At 46.1% G+C, this 19544-nt stretch carries 17 protein-coding genes; 10 read left to right on the top strand and 7 right to left on the bottom strand.

Annotated elements, in window-relative coordinates; genetic code table 11:
• Position 1: 1 nt before the first annotated feature.
• Entirely contained in the window at positions 2-517 is a 516-nt protein-coding gene (locus ACF8EG_RS20435) for a M48 family metallopeptidase (RefSeq protein ID WP_005454903.1), read from the top strand.
• On the top strand, positions 504-1631 hold the full coding sequence (gene rlmF, locus ACF8EG_RS20430) for a 23S rRNA (adenine(1618)-N(6))-methyltransferase RlmF (RefSeq protein ID WP_069505101.1): 1128 nt from the start codon (positions 504-506) through the stop codon (positions 1629-1631). Before ACF8EG_RS20435 ends, rlmF begins: the two co-directional genes overlap by 14 nt.
• Before the next feature lie 67 nt (positions 1632-1698).
• Here the strand turns inward: rlmF and ACF8EG_RS20425 are convergent, their stop codons facing one another.
• From ACF8EG_RS20425 to ACF8EG_RS20400, 6 genes are all read right to left on the bottom strand, one after another.
• The gene (locus ACF8EG_RS20425) at positions 1699-2019 is read right to left on the bottom strand and encodes a hypothetical protein (RefSeq protein ID WP_175422369.1); all 321 of its coding nucleotides are present in this window, start codon (positions 2017-2019) and stop codon (positions 1699-1701) included.
• A 73-nt stretch (positions 2020-2092) separates the two neighbouring features.
• Positions 2093-3679, bottom strand: coding sequence for a S41 family peptidase (locus tag ACF8EG_RS20420; protein ID WP_069505105.1), 1587 nt, complete (start codon positions 3677-3679; stop codon positions 2093-2095).
• A 294-nt stretch (positions 3680-3973) separates the two neighbouring features.
• Positions 3974-4738, bottom strand: a complete 765-nt coding sequence (locus ACF8EG_RS20415) for a transcriptional regulator (RefSeq protein ID WP_069505107.1) — start codon at positions 4736-4738, stop codon at positions 3974-3976.
• A gap of 24 nt (positions 4739-4762) precedes the next feature.
• Positions 4763-5437, bottom strand: coding sequence for a GntR family transcriptional regulator (locus ACF8EG_RS20410; protein ID WP_069505109.1), 675 nt, complete (start codon positions 5435-5437; stop codon positions 4763-4765).
• A 167-nt stretch (positions 5438-5604) separates the two neighbouring features.
• A complete protein-coding gene (locus tag ACF8EG_RS20405; protein ID WP_069505111.1) occupies positions 5605-7131 on the bottom strand; it encodes an aldehyde dehydrogenase (NADP(+)) in 1527 nt (508 codons plus the stop codon).
• 18 nt (positions 7132-7149) lie between these two features.
• The gene (locus ACF8EG_RS20400; RefSeq protein ID WP_069505113.1) at positions 7150-8151 is read right to left on the bottom strand and encodes a 4-hydroxyproline epimerase; all 1002 of its coding nucleotides are present in this window, start codon (positions 8149-8151) and stop codon (positions 7150-7152) included.
• Between the two features lie 110 nt (positions 8152-8261).
• On the opposite strand from ACF8EG_RS20400, the gene ACF8EG_RS20395 reads away from it, so the two are divergent.
• The 7 genes from ACF8EG_RS20395 to ACF8EG_RS20365 all read left to right on the top strand — a co-directional run bounded on the left by ACF8EG_RS20395 (position 8262) and on the right by ACF8EG_RS20365 (position 16062).
• The gene (locus tag ACF8EG_RS20395; RefSeq protein WP_069505115.1) at positions 8262-9518 is read left to right on the top strand and encodes an FAD-binding oxidoreductase; all 1257 of its coding nucleotides are present in this window, start codon (positions 8262-8264) and stop codon (positions 9516-9518) included.
• Positions 9519-9640: 122 nt separating this feature from the next.
• Positions 9641-10714 (top strand): polyamine ABC transporter substrate-binding protein, encoded by a 1074-nt coding sequence (locus tag ACF8EG_RS20390; RefSeq protein WP_392419705.1) that lies wholly within the window; start codon positions 9641-9643, stop codon positions 10712-10714.
• 80 nt (positions 10715-10794) lie between these two features.
• Positions 10795-11769, top strand: a complete 975-nt coding sequence (locus ACF8EG_RS20385; protein WP_069505117.1) for an ornithine cyclodeaminase family protein — start codon at positions 10795-10797, stop codon at positions 11767-11769.
• Between the two features lie 56 nt (positions 11770-11825).
• Positions 11826-12740: a dihydrodipicolinate synthase family protein gene (locus tag ACF8EG_RS20380; protein WP_005454899.1), complete on the top strand. Its 915-nt coding sequence runs from the start codon at positions 11826-11828 to the stop codon at positions 12738-12740.
• Between the two features lie 72 nt (positions 12741-12812).
• Positions 12813-13934: an ABC transporter ATP-binding protein gene (locus tag ACF8EG_RS20375; RefSeq protein ID WP_020840506.1), complete on the top strand. Its 1122-nt coding sequence runs from the start codon at positions 12813-12815 to the stop codon at positions 13932-13934.
• The gene (locus tag ACF8EG_RS20370; RefSeq protein WP_069505119.1) at positions 13931-15211 is read left to right on the top strand and encodes an ABC transporter permease; all 1281 of its coding nucleotides are present in this window, start codon (positions 13931-13933) and stop codon (positions 15209-15211) included. Before ACF8EG_RS20375 ends, ACF8EG_RS20370 begins: the two co-directional genes overlap by 4 nt.
• A 2-nt stretch (positions 15212-15213) precedes the next feature.
• Positions 15214-16062 (top strand): ABC transporter permease, encoded by an 849-nt coding sequence (locus ACF8EG_RS20365; protein WP_069505121.1) that lies wholly within the window; start codon positions 15214-15216, stop codon positions 16060-16062.
• A 109-nt stretch (positions 16063-16171) separates the two neighbouring features.
• Here ACF8EG_RS20365 and ACF8EG_RS20360 read toward each other — a convergent pair whose 3' ends face one another.
• Positions 16172-16612, bottom strand: coding sequence for a hypothetical protein (locus tag ACF8EG_RS20360; RefSeq protein WP_005480781.1), 441 nt, complete (start codon positions 16610-16612; stop codon positions 16172-16174).
• 307 nt (positions 16613-16919) lie between these two features.
• On the opposite strand from ACF8EG_RS20360, the gene ACF8EG_RS20355 reads away from it, so the two are divergent.
• Positions 16920-19364: a collagenase gene (locus ACF8EG_RS20355; RefSeq protein WP_069505123.1), complete on the top strand. Its 2445-nt coding sequence runs from the start codon at positions 16920-16922 to the stop codon at positions 19362-19364.
• Positions 19365-19544 lie beyond the last annotated feature (180 nt).

Here is a 19544-nt window from a genome sequence, read left to right as displayed (position 1 = left end):
CATGCATCCGTCACTTCGATACATTCAAGGCTATCCTCAGAACATCGTTGAGCAGGTGAGCTCATTGGTCGACAATGGAAAACTGATCCCTTGGTTCGAAAAGCGCTATCCAGATAGACACCAAATCAAAAGCGAGAAGGCTCTCTACGAGTATGCAATAGCGATTAAAAACCGTTATATGAAGAAAGCCTCACCAATCAGTAAAGTAGTCTACGATAAGAAAATTCATGCGGTGAACAACGCGCTTGGGCTTCATAGTGTGATCAGCCGAAATCATGGCGGGAAGCTAAAGTCAAAAAACGAAATTCGCATTGCGAACGTTTTTAAAGATGCGCCAGAGGCACTGTTGCGAATGTTAGTGGTGCACGAGCTGGCTCATACTCGCGAGAAGAATCACGATAAAGCGTTTTACCAACTGTGTTGTTACATGGAACCTGAGTATCACCAACTCGAATTTGATGCTCGTCTGTTTATGATTTACCTCGATTTAAAAGCGAACTCGAATGAAGAACAATAGCCACAACGCGAAACAGGCTCCGTCTAAAGCAGCTAAGCCAAAGCATGATAACGACGTTAACAAGGCCAAGCCGAAGCGTGTAAAAAAGAAAGCAGCAGTGAAAGCGAAACTATCGGCAGAAAAGAGCGATGTGGATTTTATCAAGATTGCTAAAAGTGGCTTGCATGAAAGTAATGCGCATCGTGGTCGTTATGATTTCAAAAAGCTAATCGCCAGTGAGCCATCGCTGGCATCGTTTGTTATCAAGAATCCTAAAGGCGAGGATTCAATCAACTTCTCTGACCCGAATGCAGTGAAAATGCTTAACAAAGCACTTCTCACGGCGTATTACGACATTGATTTTTGGGATATTCCTGAGCACTATTTATGTCCACCAATTCCTGGTCGAGCGGACTACATTCACCGCGTTGCCGAACTGCTTGATGGTGAAGTCAAAGGAAAATACCGTCATCAGAACGTACGCGCGCTGGATGTGGGTGTTGGCGCAAACTGTATTTATCCGATCGTCGGTGTTACTCAATATGGCTGGCACTATACGGGCAGCGATGTTGATCCGAAATCCATAGACTCCGCAGCCAATATCGTTGAACGCAACGTCGCGTTAAACGGAAAAATTGAACTCGTACAACAAATGAGTGAGTCACACATCTATCGCGGTGTAATTCAGCCAAATGATCGCTTTGATGTGACGACCTGTAACCCGCCGTTTCATCGTTCAGCAGAAGATGCTGCGATGGGCAGTCAGCGTAAACTAGACAACCTAAAAGCAAACCAGCGCAAAAAAGGGGTCAAGCCGCAAAATAGCCCAGTGAAGCAGCGCAAGCCAACGTTGAACTTTGGTGGTCAAAACGCTGAGCTTTGGTGTGAAGGTGGAGAAGCGGCGTTTATTCGTCGAATGGCCGATGAAAGCCAAGCATTCAGCTCTCAAGTGCTGTGGTTTACGACGTTGATTTCGAAAAAAGACAACGTGCGTCCGATGCGCAAGCAGCTAGAAAAGCTGGGTGTTAAAGCGATTCGTGTGGTGGAAATGAGCCAAGGCCAAAAGATCAGCCGTTTTATGGCTTGGTCATTCATGGACAAGCAGCAAAGAAAGACTTGGATTGAGCTGAAATAATTTTATCAGTTATATTTGTTCAGCAGAATAGATAAGAAAAGCCCGCAGTTTTCTGCGGGCTTTTTGATCAACGTTTGGTGACTGGTTCACAATTCAGTGCTGTTAGTGGCACAAACTGGTCTGTTTTCGCGTAGAACAGTCCGCAGGTTGTACCGCGAATCTGCAATGTGTACTGGTCAGGAAAATCGGTATAGCTACCGTCTAGTAGCACGTTATCCTTGCCTTTTACTTTGCCTTTCTCAATCAACAAGTGCGGAGACGATTCAAATACGTTGCTTGCGATTCTTGGTGCTGGCGTACCTTGAATTTGTGCAATCGTAGCTTGTACTTCCTTTACGGCCTCCGGCGTGGTTTTAGTGCTTAAGGCTTCAACAGGTTCTCGTGACATTGCTTCACATCCCAAAATCGGTAGTGTTAGTCCAAGACAAGCACAAAGTCTTATAGCTGTTGCGCGCCTTGATCTAGTTGATCTCAACATGTATAGCCTCTGTTCTTAGTGGTGAACGGTGATCCTTAAGTGCTGGAGAGTCGCTGTTAAGTGGCATTGTGTTGAAACTCGCAGGCGACACTTGTGGACAAGTTCCTGTATCCATGTAGTTGAGTGCGGCAGATAGCATGCGCTCGGATGTATCGCCTAGCGGCTTCGTTAAGTCGTCGTCTACCCAACAACCTTCAACTCGACTATCTAAACCAAGGTTGCTGCTAATTTGGCTCTTAGGTGTTGGAACAAAACCGTCGGCAAAGTCGCCAAATTGTTTTTCGTTCGCAGATTTAAACTGAATGGTGTAGTACATGGTGCCACAGTTCTGCTCGGGTGCGAATCCATAAGGTTTACCCATTGTGGTTGAGCCAATTTGGATAACATTAACATCAATACCGCGCAGTGCATTCATCAGTAATTCACTTGAAGAGGCCGTACCGCCAGAGGTCAGCACATAAACTTGCTGCTTGCCTAGAGTAGGCAACATTTGGTCTGAGAACTTGCCTGCTGCCCAGTCGATGGCTACGTTAGTAAATGGGTATACATTGTCGCCATTAGGTATGGTTTTCATGATCTTATCGTTGTGAATAAGCTCACTAAAGACACGATTTTTATCCGCGCCGCTGAGCATGTATCCCACTTGAGAAGATTGCAGCACTAAACCGCCGCCGTTGTATCGTAAATCGATAACAATTTCATCAACCTGAGCTTCTGCCAATTTATTAAAGGTGTTAATGAGTGGTGTTTGTGCGCTTGGCTCGAACGAGTTGTATTGCAGGTAACCGACTTTTTTACCGTTGTGCTCGATGACTTTCGCATTACGAACCGGAGAAGTCGCAACATCTGCGGCTTTCAGTATTACAGACTTTCTGTATCCATCTACGGTTTCAAATGTAAACGAATACTCTTTATTTATTTCTGGACTAAATAGCGTGGTATTAATCGTGTTAATTTCTGCGTTGTTTGAAGTATTCACCACATCGATTGAGCCAATCTTTATTAACTTATCTCCACGAACAATACCGTTTAATGCGGCTGGAGAGTTGTCTTCCGTATAAGAAATACGAACGTCTCGAGGCTCTGTCGATTGAATGAACGACCAATTAAATCCAAACCCAGCAACCAATCCCGATTGTGAGGATTTCATTTCATCTTCATAAGGAATAGCGAAGTGAAAGCGATCTTTCGTTTTTCCAGTTGCAGTTGTTTCAGAAGTCACGAGTGAGTGGAAATAAGCAATGGCACTGCTGTAAAAGCTTGGGTTTCTATCCGGTACTTCATCGTACCAAAGGTAGGTTTCATTGGTAAAAGCACGTAAAAAGAGTTTTTCTTGCAACGCTGAACCTGCTTTGTCTGGGTATGGCTGGTAACCCGCGTACGGATCTAAGCCCGTTCTTGGCGTTTCACATAGGTTGGCAAATTCGTTAGAGGTTTTGCTGTAATCGCCTTGCGTCCATGCCGAATTGGTTGACGTATTGATGGATGGAGAAGCGCCGTCGCCACCACCGCCACAGCCTTGTAATAACGCTAGAGTAACTGCCGTTGCAATAGAATACTGAAATTTCATATTTGTATGTCCCTACAAGTGATGATTTTATAATTATTTAATCTGCTTATTTTTATTTCCTTAGCATTGATGAATGTATAAATTTCAACTGTTTATGCGCAAATTTATATTTAAATATTGTGATAGGTTTAACGGAAGGTAGGTTAGTGTTTTAGCAATATATTTATATGTGGATATTTAAATGACGTGTTTTAACAGAATTTAATGTCAATTAAATGGGTTGGTTTGAACAAGTATACTGACTTGTTCAATTTATTTTAAATCTGGAATTAATACTGGTATGTGCGATTTAATTTAAACACGTTGATTGAGCTGAGAAACATACTTTAATAAATCCCCATCAATATTAGGTAATCCGTCAGAGAAAAATATTTGTGTCCCTGGAGTGCAACGCATTAAAACGTTAGTTAACTCGCCATCTTGGTTGGAGGTATTGAGCGCATTGAATTTGATCAGCTTATTGTAAACATCATCTTCTAACTGCAATCGCTGCGCTTCGGTCAGACGAATACGACCAATACAAATACCGGGGCTGACTTCATGCGAAAGCGATTCTTTCTGAAAACGTTCACGAAATAGAGAGTCGAGATCTGAGCCTTCTTCCATCAAAAATCGGCGGCCGGAGCGATAAAACAAACCATCACCGAAATCTTCCACATAACCGAGAATCTCAGCAATGCGGAGATAAAAACGCAGGCTTGTCTCTGTTAGGTTGTACATTTCCGCAATCTTTTTCGGCTCAAGATTTCGAGATGTCACCATATAGATGAAGTCGAGGAGGTAAGGGTGTTCGAGAAAGAGTGCACTTTGTTCATCCGTCAGCATTTGTTCGTTTTCATGCTGGAATTGGTTGGCTAAATTGGCTAGCTCGATGAGGTCAGTATTTAGGTAGTTTAGGTAGAGGAGAATTTTATCCAATCCGAGAGAGGGATTGTGAAGGTGGCGTTTAATACTCGAGAGAGGAATGCCACTTTTCTCTGATAAAGAGCTGTAACACAGCCCTTCGTCTTTTATTTTTTGTCGCAGTGCCGCCAACAGAAATTTAGGTCCAACATTCATCCGTGATTCCCCTAAGTTATCTGTTTAGTTATTTGGGCTCTGTCTTTCTAACAGCAAGTTACGAATAGCTGTACCTGCTTCTAGAATGTGTTTTTTCAGCAGATATTTTGCGCCATCAATATCTCTGTTCTGGCACATTTCAAACAAGGTCAAATGTTCTTGTTCTGCTTTTTTAATGCCAGTGGTGAATAACAACTGCATACGAATGTAGCGATCGCATTTGGTATTTAAGTTGTAAATCACATCCATGGTCTCTGGCATATTGGCTGGTGCGTATAACGCTTTGTGGAATTCGTAGTTATAGTTACTCCATTCTTCCACTTCGTCGCCACTATTTACCACCGCTTCGAAACGTTCACGAACTTCACGGGCGCGTTCTAGATCTTCATCCGTCATGTTTTTAATCGCACGTTCCAGAATGTGGCATTCCACAACCGCACGCAGTTCAAATAGCTCATCGATTTTATCTGGAGACAGTTCAGTCACTGTCGCGCCTTTATGTGGCTCGAAACTGACTAAACCCTGCGCTTCCAATTGTACTAGTGCTTCACGCACAGGAATTCGGCTGACATTGAACTCTTTTGCTAACGCATCCTGACGTAAAGGCTGACCAGTTTTTAACTCGCCCTTCAGGATCTGAGTTCGAATTGCTTCTTCAACGAGCTGAGTACGCGTCTTAAAAACAGGTTTTTGTGACATTGAAGGCTCCCCTCAAAAATAAATATTGTATCCAATCCATTTAACTCTAGTAGTTTATTGTTTTTCCGGCTTAAGCCAACTACGAAATAAGGTTTTGAGAAGTAGAGTGAATTTAAAGGCACCAACTGGTGCCTTTTTGAACCATTTAGCTAAGTGTATGTTGCCTGCTATGATGTTTTACCGTCGATAGCGCGTTGGATGTTTAACGGGTTAGATGTTTTTAATGAATCGGGCAACAAGCTTTCTGGCAACGCTTGGTAAGCGACCGGGCGTAACCAACGGTGAATGGCCTCTGCTCCGACAGAGGTTGATGCCGCATGGGTCGACGCAGGATACGGCCCACCATGAACCATCGCATAACCAACCTCTACGCCAGTTGGCCAGCCATTGAACACCAGGCGTCCGGCAATTTCTTCCAGGCATGGAATCAACTGCTCAGCGAGTGATGAATCTGCTTCAGTCGCGTGGATGGTAGCGGTGAGCGTGCCGCTCAGTGTTTCACTTAGATCGAGTAAGTCCTCGAAGTCCTTACAGATAACAATCACTGATTGAGGGCCGAAAATCTCTTCTTCCCATTTTGGGTTTGTGCGCCAGTTTTGGCTGTCGGTGACAAACAGCGCAGAGGCGACATTTGGAGAGTCAGCCTGAGAGTAAGTCACGTTAATACCCTGATCAGCGGCTCGCTTTACGACTTCGTTCTCATAGGTTTCTCGGATACCTTGAGTGAGAAGCGTAGAAGGGGAATGTTGACGAATCAAAGCCTGAGCGGTTTCGATAAAGGCTTGTGTTTCTGGAGTATTCAACGTGAACACTACTCCCGGTTTTGTACAAAACTGGCCGCAACCCATGGTCATTGATGCGACAAACTGCTCTGCAAGTGAGGCGTTGTTTTTCATCGCTTCTGGGAGAATAAAGGTTGGGTTAATGGCGCCGAGTTCTCCATAAAAAGGGATCGGCTCCGGTCTCTGTTGAGCAAGGTTGAATAAGGCACGCCCTCCACTAACTGAGCCTGTGAACCCAACGGCTTTAATCTTTGGATGTGTCACTAACGCTTGGCCAAGTTCACGTTTGTTACCTTGAAGCAAAGTAAAAATAGCTGAAGGCAGGTCTTCTTTATTCAGTGCGTTTTCAATACATTCGGCGACGATTTGGCTCGTTCCCGGATGCGCGGTATGACCTTTAACAATAACCGGACAGCCAGCCGCTAGTGCAGATGCGGTATCGCCACCCGCGGCTGAGAATGCTAACGGAAAGTTCGAAGCACCAAAGACGGCGACAGGGCCAATGGCAATTTGTTGGCGACGAATGTCAGGCTTTGGTAGAGGTTGGCGTTCAGGATTTGGCGTATCGAAGATGGCTTGATGATAACTGCCAGATTTTACAACCTCTGCGAACAATCGTAGCTGGTTAGCCGTTCTGCCGACTTCTCCCTCTAAACGTGCCTGTGGAAGCGCTGTTTCTAAATGCGCACACGCGACAATATCTTCACGTCTTGCTTCTAACTCTGACGCAATAGAGCAGAGTAGGTTGGCGCGCTTTTCGTTGCTGAGTCGGCGAAAACTGCGTGCAACTTTGTCTGCTGCTTCTGCAGCTTGGTTAACTTCCATCTCTCCATGGACGGGAAACAGCGTCGTTAATCGTTCACCGGTAAAGGCGTTGGTGGCGTAAAACACCTGTGAGTTTTGCGAATTCATTGTTCTTCCTTACTGTCCTTATTTCACTTCAAATCCGTACGCGTACGGGTCTTCATCATCGACCCAAATGGTGTTGTGGCCATACACTTGTGCCCAACCTTCAATGCTCGGCAAAATCGCCGTTTGTCCGTTTACTTCGGTGATACCCTCAATACGGCCGTTAAATAGGCTGCCGATGATGCTTTCATGCACGAAATCTTCGCCTGATTTGAGTTTTCCTTTCGCGTACCATTGCGCCATGCGTGCGCTCGTGCCGGTTCCACATGGCGATCGGTCGAGTGCTTTATCGCCATAAAAAACGGCATTGCGAGCCGTTGCGCCGTCTTGCGTTGGTTTCCCTGTCCAAAGTACATGGGAAACGCCGCAAACCGTGGGATCATTTGGATGGATGCATTCCACTGCATTAGAAACGGCGGTGCGCACTTTGGGGGAGAGCATTAAAATCTCATCAGGGGAGTGTTGTTCGAGTCCCGCATAATTTTCTTGTGGATCAACAATGACGTAGTAGTTGCCGCCATAAGCGACATCTACCGTGATTTCTCCCAAACCTTCGATTTCAACCGTGACATCTTGATGCGCAAGATAAGCTGGAACATTAAAAATCTTTACTGACGTGACCTTGTCACCTTTGGTTTGGTAGTGGACTTCTATTTGGCCGGCTGGCACGTCGAGGATCAAACGGCCTTCTTCTTTCGGCGTAATCAAACGATTTTCGATGGCGGTGGTCACGGTGCCAATGGTGCCGTGTCCACACATAGGCAGGCAGCCGCTGGTTTCAATAAAAAGGATGGAAGCATCTGCATTGTCGCTGCAAGGCGGTAAAACAACGGAGCCCGACATCATTGAATGGCCACGCGGTTCAAACATCAGTGCTTGTCGAATCCAATCATAATGCTCTAAGAAATACTGACGCTTTTCACTCATCGTGTTGCCCTCAAGTGGTGGAACACCACCAGCCACCAATCTCACTGGGTTTCCACAGGTATGGGCATCGATACAGAAAAAGGTTCCTTGTCTCATTTTTCTCTCCTTGCTGAAGAAATGGGTTGAATCGAATGAGCTTGATGTTATCGTAATGTAAAATATATTGTATACAATCTACTTTTTCAAATGTGACTTGGAGCATATTCATGTTGGGTAAGGAAGAACTCAGAAATCAAAGCATCGCGGTTATAGGGGCGGGAATCATCGGTTTGTCGATTGGCTTAAAACTGCAACAGCAGGGGTATCGCGTCACCATTTTTGATCCGAATGGAGTGGGCAACGGTTGCTCGAAAGGAAATGCCGGCCACATCGCAACCGAGCAAGTTTTTCCTCTTGCCACGCCGGCCTTGATCCCTCAATTACCTAAGATGTTATTGAGTTCGACAAGTCCAGTTTCTATTCGTTGGCAAGACTTGCCCAATACCGTCGGTTGGATGATACGTTTTTTATTGAAAGCGAAACCTTCAGCGGCAGAAGCTTCCACGCAGGCGATAACAAGCCTTAACACGCGAGCCGTTCAGAGTTGGAATCTGCTATTAGATTCGATCGGAAAAAGTGGGCTGATTAAGATGGATGGTTCACTGTTGACGTTTGAAAGTGAAAGCTTGTTTGAAGGTTATCAAAGTACGCTTGATGCGTTAGCGGAACAAGGTGTTCGGTACGATCTTTGGACGCAAAACGAAATCCGACGTCGGCTTCCTGAACTCAGCAAAAAGGTTCGGTTTGGCGTCTTTTTTCCAGAAACAGGACATACAATAAACCCTTATGCACTCTGCGTTGAGCTAAGTAATGCATTTGAAAAATTCGGGGGGGAACTTGTCCATGAAGAAGTAGACGCAGTAAGTAAAAACGGCGATGTCTTGGTCAATACTCAGCGAATGTCTTTTGACAAAATTGTGGTCGCAGCGGGTGTTCATTCTAAAGCTTTGGTTCGCCAGTTAACCGGTGTGAATGTCCCGATACAAGCTGAGCGAGGCTACCATCTCATGATGAATGACAAGCGTGAGTCATTGCCGTTTCCTATCAGTTCTTCCGACAGAAAGTTCATTATGACGCCCATGTCTGAAGGCTTACGTTTGGCGGGAACGGTCGAGTATGCCGATGTGAAATCGCCACCAAACATGAAGCGCGCAGAGATGTTGTATCAGCAGGGGAACGCTATGTTTGAGTCCGGTTTAAATCCGTTAAAACAGCAGGAAAAGTGGATGGGAAATCGACCTTCAACAATCGACTCGTTGCCAGTAATCGACCAGTGTTTTAATGGCAAGATATTTCTGGCATTTGGTCATCAGCACTTGGGATTGACTCAAGCGGCGATCACTGCAGACCTAATCTCTGAGCTCGTTGCAGACAAGCCAACATCGGTGAACATTGCGCCGTTCACACTACAGCGATTTGCCTAAAAAATTTTAAAATTAAATATTGTATAAAATATATTTAATGCTAATGTTAACGAAAATTTAACAAATGTGGTATCCAACAGCCGTAACGGATACCTCCAGAAAAACAACCAAAGGAGTAAACCATGTCACGAATGACGAAAACACCACTGGTGATGTTGATTTCAGGAATGCTGTTGGGTACCTCGGCATACGCTGAAGATAAACTAACGGTCGTCTCATGGGGTGGCGCGTTCACCAAAAGCCAAGTAGAGGCTTACCACAAACCATTCATCCAAAAGACTGGTGTTGAGATCGTGTCGGAGGATTTCAGTGGCGGTTTGGCGGAGATTAAAGCGCAAGTAGAAGCAAACAACGTGCGTTGGGATTTGGTCTCGCTGGATAAACCAGACATTGTTCGAGGCTGCGCGGAAGGGCTTTTGGAACCCGTCAACCCCAGTATTCTGCTTCCCGGCGCTGACGGGACACCAGCAAAAGAAGATTTTATCGATGGGGCGATCCACGAGTGTGCGATTAACACCATCGTCGTATCGACCGTCTTAGCGGTGAACGAGGATGCTTTCAAAGGCAAAACGGCTCCAACCAAGTTGACAGACCTTTTTGATTTAACAAACTTTCCCGGTCGACGAGCACTACAAAAGCAACCTCAAGGTAACCTTGAATGGGCATTATTGGCCGATGGAGTTAAACCTGACGAAGTTTACCGCCTACTAGAAACTGAAGAGGGGCGAGCACGCGCCTTTGCCAAACTCGACACCATCAAACCGCAAGTGCTTTGGTGGACGACAGGTGCGCAGCCACCACAAATGTTGGCAGATAAAGAAGTGGTAATCGCATCTGCTTTCAATGGCCGGATACACAACGCGCGTAAAGATGAAGGCCAACCATTTCGCATCATTTGGGATCACCAAATGGGTTACATGAACGGCTGGGCCATTCCTAAAGGAAGCGCGAATACCAAACTTGCCCTCGATTTCATTGCTTTTTCTTCGGGTACTAAGCCTTTGGCAGATCAAGCTAAATACGTCGCGTATGGCCCAACTCGTAAGTCTTCTTCCGCAGAAGTAAGCCCAGAGATTCTGGCGAACCTGCCGACTGCGCCTCAGAACTTTAAAACGGCGTTTTTGATTAACGACGAATGGTGGTCTGATTATGCCGATGAGTTGAATGAAGAGTTCAATACTTGGCTGCTTAATTAGGCGTTAACTGTAGGGGTTTATTTATCGATTGATGAGTTAAACCCCAAATTGGAACTCAACGTACCTATTTTGGAGAAGTGATGAAAGTCATCGATGCACAACAAGTCGCGCAAAGTTTGAGTATGCACTCTTTGATTGAAACCATGCGAGACATCTATGCACAGCCTGCCACGATTCCGCAGCGCAGAATGATGTCATTAGAAGAGGGAAAGTATGAAGCTTTTGCTTTACTGCCTGCATGGAACCAAGAACTGATTGCCGTTAAGGCATTTACTTACTTTCCTGAGAATCCCCTGCAAGGTAAAGATACTTTGGCATCTAAGTTGTTGGTCTTCAAACGCGGAGATGGTGAACCTATCGCGCTGGTGGACGGTAAAGTCTTAACTTTTTGGCGTACAGCTGCCGCATCTGCTTTAGCCGCCGATTACTTAGCGCGCAAAAACGCCTCCCGCTTGTTGATTTGTGGTACTGGCAACTTAGCCCCTTATTTTGCGTGGGCTTACGCAGCGATTCGGCCACTCAAACAGGTTTATGTTTGGGGACGAAACCCAGAAAAGGCTGCCGCAACGGTGGATCAGATTCTGTCTTCCTCTGAATATCAATCACCGCCAGAAGCGCGCCAGTTCTCTGTGTCTGTGGTCGAAAACGTTGAGCAAGTGATTGATCAAGTCGACATCATCAGTTGCATTACTGCGTCTGCTCAGCCTTTATTTAATGGCTTTGATGTGCAGCCGGGAACACACATTGATCTGGTCGGTAATCACGACTTAGATAAGCGTGAATGTGATTCAGTCTCAGTACAACGAGCTAATGTGTATGTTGACAGTCGCATCAATGTGTTGGCGGAAGCGGGAGATCTGCTGATCCCAATTCAAGAGGGGGTATTCACACCTGAAGACATTTATGGGGAGTTGCCTGAGCTTTGCGCTCAGCAAGTGCAAGGGCGTCAAAGTGACGAGGTGATTACCTTATATAAATCGGTTGGCAGTGCCTTGGCTGATTTAGCCGCAGTAAAAGCGGTGTTGTTAAAACATGGCGTTGAAAGCCAAATTTGAGCATTTTCGCTCGTCTTTATAAATTGCATACAATATACATAAAGGAAGGGAAGTTCATGAAAGTAGATTGGAAAGGTGTTTATCCGGCGGTCAGTACGCAGTTTCGTCAAGATCAGTCCATTGACCTAGACGCAACACAAACCGTTATCGATAACCAAATTAAAGATGGTGTGAACGGCATTATTTGCCTTGGTACGGTAGGTGAGAACTGCGCGCTATATCCGGAAGAAAAGCGTCAGGTGCTACAAGCTGCCAAAGAAGTGGTTAATGGTCGTGTTCCTCTTATTGCTGGTACGGCAGAGTCAATTACCACAGCGGCTATCGATTACATGCAAGACGCGCACAAAATTGGTATCGACGGGTGTATGGTGATGCCTGCGATGGTCTACCGCACGTCTGAAAGCGAAACATATGATTACTACCGCACGCTGGCAGAAGCGACACCAGAGATGCCTATCATGATTTACAACAACCCTGTTGCGTACGGCGTCGATGTAAATCTCGATATCATGGCGAAGCTGGCTGAGTTTGACAGCATTGTTGCAATCAAAGAGTCGACTACCGACACGCGTCGTATCACTGAGCTTTACAACAAGTTCGATGATCGTTTTACCGTGTTCAGCGGTGTTGATGATATTGCGCTTGAGTCGCTGATGTTAGGAGCGACAGGCTGGATTTCTGGCTTAACCAATGCGTTCCCAGAAGAATCAGTTGCAATTTACAAGCTGGCGAGCCAAGGCCGTTATGCAGAAGCGTTAGAAATTTACCGTTGGTTCTTACCGCTGCTGCGTCTCGACACCATTCCTACGCTGGTTCAGTGCATTAAGCTTGCTGAACAAGTGTGTGGCCGTGGTTCAGAGCAAGTTCGTGCACCGCGCCAACTGCTTAAAGGTGAGGAGCGTCAACAAGTGATCCAGATGGTGGAGCACGCGCTTGCTACCCGCTTAGACCTATCAAAATACAATCTGTAATTGAGCTAGTGAGTAGGGCGCTTTGTGGCGCTCTACTTATTTTCGCTATACAAAAATGAACGGAGGGATGCCATGAGCACAGCAAACAAGGATTATGTGAGCTTTCAACATGTTAAGAAAACCTACGACGGTGCAAACTTGGTGGTTAAAGACTTCAACTTAGACATCGCACCCGGAGAGTTTGTCACCATGTTGGGGCCTTCTGGATCAGGCAAAACAACGTGTCTGATGATGCTGGCGGGTTTTGAAACGGCAACAGGCGGAGAGATTTACATTGATGGCGTTCCGGTAAACAATCTCGCGCCACATAAACGCGACATCGGAATGGTATTTCAAAACTACGCGCTGTTTCCTCACATGACGATTGCGGAGAACCTCGCTTTTCCTCTAAAAGTGCGCAAGCTCGATAATCAAACCATTCAAAATAAAGTACAGAGCGCACTGGACATGGTCGAGTTGGGACACGTTGCCAGTCGTTACCCAAAGCAGTTATCTGGCGGGCAGCAACAACGTGTCGCGTTGGCAAGGGCACTTGTGTTTGAACCTAAACTCGTTCTGATGGATGAGCCTTTGGGCGCGTTGGACAAACAACTTCGTGAGCAAATGCAGATGGAGATTAAACACCTGCATGAAAAGCTCGGCATTACGATTTTGTATGTCACGCATGACCAAGATGAAGCGCTCACTATGTCTGACCGAATCGCAGTTTTTAATCAAGGCGAAGTGCAGCAACTTGCCCCGCCAACGGAACTGTATGAATCTCCGAGTAACGCGTTCGTCGCTCAGTTTATTGGTGAAAATAATCAGCTTTCGGGTGTGGTAAAAGAGTGGCAATCAGAGCGATGCCAAGTCCAGGTCGGCCCCGCTCACTTCGTTGCCAAACCGGTTCGAGTGACCCAAAACGGCGAGCGCACCACCTTGTCTATTCGACCAGAGAAAATTTCCATCCAACCTGATGACGAATCGTGTGATAACCAAATTGAAGGCGTGCTGCGTGAGCTAATTTATCACGGAGATCATTATCGTCTAGTGGTCGACGTTGAACTGGTTGGTCAGTTTGTTGTGAAAGTGCCCAACGACAACCGAACGCATCTGAACCTTATTCCGGGAACGGTTTGTCGAATTGGGTGGCAAAGTACAGATTGCCATGCGCTAGATGCGATTCAACCAGAAAGCGAAGAGGTGGCGGCATGAGTCGAGAGCTAACTTCGTTAGATTCGGTACTGGAAATCGAACGACATGTGAATCACCAAAAGAGCGATCTCAGAGCCCAACTGCAAAAAGCGGAGCGCAATAAAAACCTACGCTCAATCATGCTGACGTTGCCGTTGGTATGCTTTATTTTGCTCACATTTGCGTTTCCTATTTTAGAAATGCTTTATCGCAGTATCGACAACCGAGATATTCCGCAGGCCTTGCCGAAAACAATCCAAGCGTTAGCGCATTGGGATTATCAAGGATTGCCAGATTCCGAAGTGGTAGAGGCATTTTCGGTTGAGCTGCTGGCACTGTATGAGACCAAAGCCCTGCCTAAAATCGCCAATCGCATGAACATAGAAGTCTCTGGCATGCGCAGTTTGATGATGAAAACGGGACGAAAATTGTCTCGTTTAGAAGTGCTTCCTACGTCAATAAAAGAACTGAGTAGGCTCGATAAACGCTGGGCGGATGCAAAACATTGGGTTGCTTTTAAGAACCTGAGCGGTGCGATAACCGTCAACCATTACCTTGCGGCATTGGATATGCAGGTGAACGAAATGGGCGAGATTGAAGCGCAACCAGAAAAACGGCAGATCTACGTTGACCTTTTCTTTAAAACCTTTTGGATGTCGATCTTAATTACCGTGATTTGTTTGTTGATGGCTTATCCCGTGGCGTATCTGTTAGCAAACTTGCCAGACAAACGCGCCAACTTGCTGTTGATTGTGGTGCTACTGCCTTTTTGGACGTCACTATTGGTCCGTACGACCTCTTGGATTGTGTTGTTGCAAAATCAGGGGGTGATTAATGATTTGCTGATTTGGTCTGGTTTAACGTCTGAGCGAATTCAGATGATACACAATACCTTTGGTACGGTTGTTTCTATGGTACACATCTTATTGCCTTTTATGCTTCTGCCGCTCTACAGTGTAATGAAAGGCATCAGTCCAACGTATTTCCGCGCCGCTCGTTCCTTAGGGGCGTCCCCTCTTGTTGCATTCGTCAAAGTCTACATGCCGTTTACTTTACCGGGTATTGGCGCTGGAGCGTTGCTCACGTTCATTCTTTCGATTGGTTTTTACATTACGCCGGCACTCGTGGGCGGAAGGAGTGGGCAAATGATCTCCAATATGATTGCGTACCACATGCAAACCTCGCTCAACTGGGGAATGGCGGGCGCGTTAGGTGGGCTGCTTTTGTTTGTCGTGCTCGCGCTGTTTTATGTGTTTAACCGTGTGGTTGGCATAAATAACATTAAGGTAGGAGGATAACCATGGCACTACCAAACTACGCTTCAAAAAGTGAGAGAATGGTTTACGCAGGCTACTTGGTATTTTGTGGACTGGTGCTGTTCTTTCTCATTGCGCCTATTCTGACAATCATCCCCTTGTCGTTTAATGCCACCCCTTATTTTACGTTTACAGAAGGTATGCTGAACTTGGACGCAGACGCCTATTCTGTACGCTGGTATCAAAAAATGTTCACCAATGAGCAGTGGTTATTGGCACTCAAAAACAGCACGTTTATTGCGCTCATGGCTACCTTGATCGCGACGGGTTTGGGTACGTTAGCCGCATTGGGACTAGCCAACAGCAATTTGCCGTTTAGAAATGCCATTATGGCGTTGCTGATCTCTCCAATGATTGTGCCTGTGATTATTTCTGCCGCTGCGATGTATTTTTTCTACACTCGGTTGGGTTTATCTCAGACTTATTTTGGCATTATCTTAGCGCATGCCGCGCTAGGTACGCCTTTTGTCGTGATCACAGTGAGCGCGACGCTGAGTGGTTTTGATCAAAGCCTCGTCAAAGCGGCGGCCAGTTTGGGCGCAAATCCGGTTTATACCTTTAGGCACGTGACTTTTCCGTTGATCCGTCCCGGCATGATTTCCGGTGGATTGTTTGCGTTTGGCACGTCGTTTGATGAAGTGGTCGTGGCGTTGTTTTTAACAGGCGCAGAACAAAAAACCGTCCCAAGGCAGATGTGGTCAGGGATCCGAGAACAAATCAGCCCGACAATTTTGGCTGTTGCAACCTTGCTGATTTTTATGTCCGTGTGTTTGCTCGTGACGTTGGAGATCTTACGCAGACGCAATGTCCGTATTCGTGGGATTCTAGAATAAATAAGCCTTTTTCGGTTGCTCAGAGCTTTCTCGTCCAGGAGTTACTCACCCTTTGACCGAACGCGCCTCCTCGTGGGCGCTTTTTTACGTCTGCGGCTCGATAGGGGGGCTATTTGATTTGTTGAATTTCTATTCCCGCTTGCTCAAAGCGGGCGAATACAGGCCTGTGATGCTGCTGATACCAGCTCGCTGGCATGTTAGGTTTAAGCTGTAGCTTCTCCTGTTTGCTAATCACCACATAGTGCAAAAACGCGTTAAGCGTAGCCGTCATCACATCACACGTCATCTCTCCATCTTTACTGATGGCTTTGAGCAAACCAACCACGGTTTCTTCAGGAACTAAAGGCTCAATAACCGCCTGTTTACGAGTTTTAAGGCTGATAGAGGCTGGCAACACATCACGGGCGGTTTCCCAACAAACCTTGTTGTTTTTATTTACTAAATTGTTTTTATAGCAGTAGTAACTGAATAAAAAACGGGACACGTTTTGCCAGCGTTGCGTTTGGATTTCTAACCACAGGTGCTGAAGTTCGATATCGGCATCGGTCATAGATTTCATTCTAAATATGTTGGGAGAGCGATAGTGTAGCTTGGTTTTTTCATAACGCCAAAATCCTTCGTTGTGGCGTCTTTAAGTGCTAGTTCATCAAAGTCTATTGAGCAAATCGATTTTAATAAAGTTCGTAGTGTGGCGAATTGGGTACTAAAAAGTGATACCGCTAAATTTGTTTGTTAATGAATTGTTTATTTTAAAGCTCAATCAGATTTATATGAGGATGCTCTTTGTTGTGAAAAGAGCACGAAGTGATGTCACGTGGTATCGGCATTTAAGGAACACATTATATAGAAGAACAAAGATGGAACTGAAAACCCTCAGCGTCGCGATTGCGGCAACCTTGAGCAGCACTGCTGCGTTCGCAATGAGCGAGCCAGTAGCGCAAGTCACAGAGAAAGTTGAACATCATCAGCACGAACACGGTGTAGAAACGGCGCAGCCTGAGTATGCACCGACAGAATTGTTACCACAGCTACCGAAACAGACGTTACGCACGCGGGCTACCCAATCGGGTGAAGCGGCAAGCGTGGTTTGTGACGTAGAATCGTTCACAACCACCAACAGCAACGACTTGATCAGCGCGATAAAAACTCAAGGTGCAAGTTGCATCAACGAGCTGTTCTCTGCTCAAAGCCGAGAGCAAGAAGCGGCGTTTGATTCTGACCACATGTACAACGTGGCAAAGCATACGGTGACTTTGGCGAAAGCCTATACTGGTGGCGGTAGTGATGAGCTTGAAGCCTTGTACTTGTATTTGCGCGCTGGCTATTACGCCGAGTTTTACAACAACAATATCTCGTTTGTTTCTTGGGTCACGCCCGCAGTGCAAGAGGCGGTAGACGCGTTTGTAAACAACGCTTATTTTTACGAAAACAGCGACCCGCACGGCAAGGTATTAAGTGAAGTGATCATCACGATGGACAGTGCGGAGCTGCAACACGCTTATTTACCGCAAGTGACGGAGTGGCTGACGCGCTGGAATGACCAATACGCTCAAAACTGGTACATGCGCAACGCGGTGAATGGGGTGTTTACCATCTTATTTGGTGGTCAGTGGAACGACCAATATTTGCAAACCATCGGTAACCAAACCGAACTTGCAAAAGCATTGGGTGACTTTGCGTTGAGAGAGTCCTCGATAGGAGCGAGCGACGAGTTTATGGTGGCAAATGCGGGTCGCGAATTGGGGCGTCTGACCAAATATTCGGGCAGCGCTGCCACAACGGTGAGTCGCAAGTTAAAAGATATTTTTGCTCGCTACGAGATGTATGGAAAAGGGGATGCCGTTTGGCTTGCTGCTGCGGATACGGTCTCGTACTACGCCGAATGCAGCGAGTACGGAATTTGTGATTTCGAAACCAAGCTCAAAGGTTTGGTGTTATCGCAAACCTACACTTGTAGCCCAACCATCCGTATTTTGTCGCAAAACATGACGCAAGGCCAGCATGTGGCCGCTTGTAGCAAAATGGGTTACGAAGAAGGGTATTTTCATCAATCTTTGGAAACAGGCGAGCAGCCAGTCGCTGATGATCATAATACACAGCTTCAAGTGAATATTTTTGATTCCGGTGACGACTACGGCAAATACGCGGGGCCAATCTTTGATATCAGTACCAACAACGGCGGCATGTACCTTGAAGGTGACCCGTCCAAGCCGGGCAATATTCCTAACTTTGTCGCTTATGAAGCGTCTTATGCCAACCCTGACCATTTTGTTTGGAACTTAGAACATGAATACGTGCATTACCTAGATGGCCGATTCGACCTTTATGGCGGTTTTGGTCATCCAACTGAAAAGGTAGTGTGGTGGAGTGAAGGCATTGCAGAATACATCGCAAACGAAAAAGACAATCAAGCGGCGTTAGATACGATTCGAGACGGCTCAACTTACACCTTGAGCGAGGTTTTTGAAACCACATACGATGGCTTTGATGTTGACCGAATTTATCGCTGGGGCTATCTGGCCGTTCGGTTTATGTTTGAGCGACATAAAGATGATGTAAACCAAATGCTGGTGGAAACACGCCAAGGTAATTGGAGCACTTACAAGGCGACCATCAATCAATGGGCAAACCTATACCAGAGCGAGTTTGAACAGTGGCAACAGTCATTGGTTTCAGGTGGCGCTCCTAATGCAGTAATAACCGCAAACAATGAGGGAAAAGTCGGTGAAAGCATTACATTCAGCAGTGAAAACAGTACGGATACAGACGGGCAAATCGTCAGTGTGTTGTGGGATTTCGGTGATGGCACGACCAGTACACAAACCCAGCCGACGCACCAATATGGGAGTGAAGGTCAGTACACGGTCAGTTTAACAGTGACAGATAATGACGGTTTGACAGCTACCGCGACCCACATTGTGACGATTTCGGCGACTGGCGGCAGTAGTACGCTTCCGCAAGATTGCGCGGTACAAAGACAAGTGAGTGGTGGTCGTTTAAATGCTGGCGAGCCTGTCTGTTTGTCAAATCAGCAAACCATTTGGCTGAGTGTGCCGGCAGTTAATGAATATGCGAACATTGCTATTTCAACTGGCAATGGCACGGGTGACCTCAAAATTGAATACAGCAACCTAGGCTGGCCAGATGGTTCAAACCTACATGGTTGGTCAGACAATGCTGGTAACAAAGAGTGCATAACCATTTCAAACCAAGCCAATTATTGGGGCTATATCAAAGTCTCTGGCAGTTTTGAAAATGCCGCGATTGTTGTAGATTTTGACGCGGAAGCTTGCCGAGAGTAACGCGCATTTTGACACAAATAAACGCCCTGTCATATTGGCAGGGCGTTTTTGTATCTGGTCATCGGCGGAGCGTATTTAGTGCTTTCTGTGACGACTAATGAGTGTTAATCATATTTATTTGTGCAAAGAAAAGCTTTCAGCAACAAAAAGAGGTGCGCACATAGGCGGATAAAAAAGCCA

The sequence above is a fragment of the Vibrio sp. YQ_11 genome (assembly GCF_043103065.1).
In the GTDB taxonomy this organism is placed as follows: Bacteria; Pseudomonadota; Gammaproteobacteria; order Enterobacterales; family Vibrionaceae; genus Vibrio; species Vibrio parahaemolyticus.
Note: the sequence above shows the minus strand (reverse complement) of the source record. Positions and strands in the feature narration are given on the sequence as shown.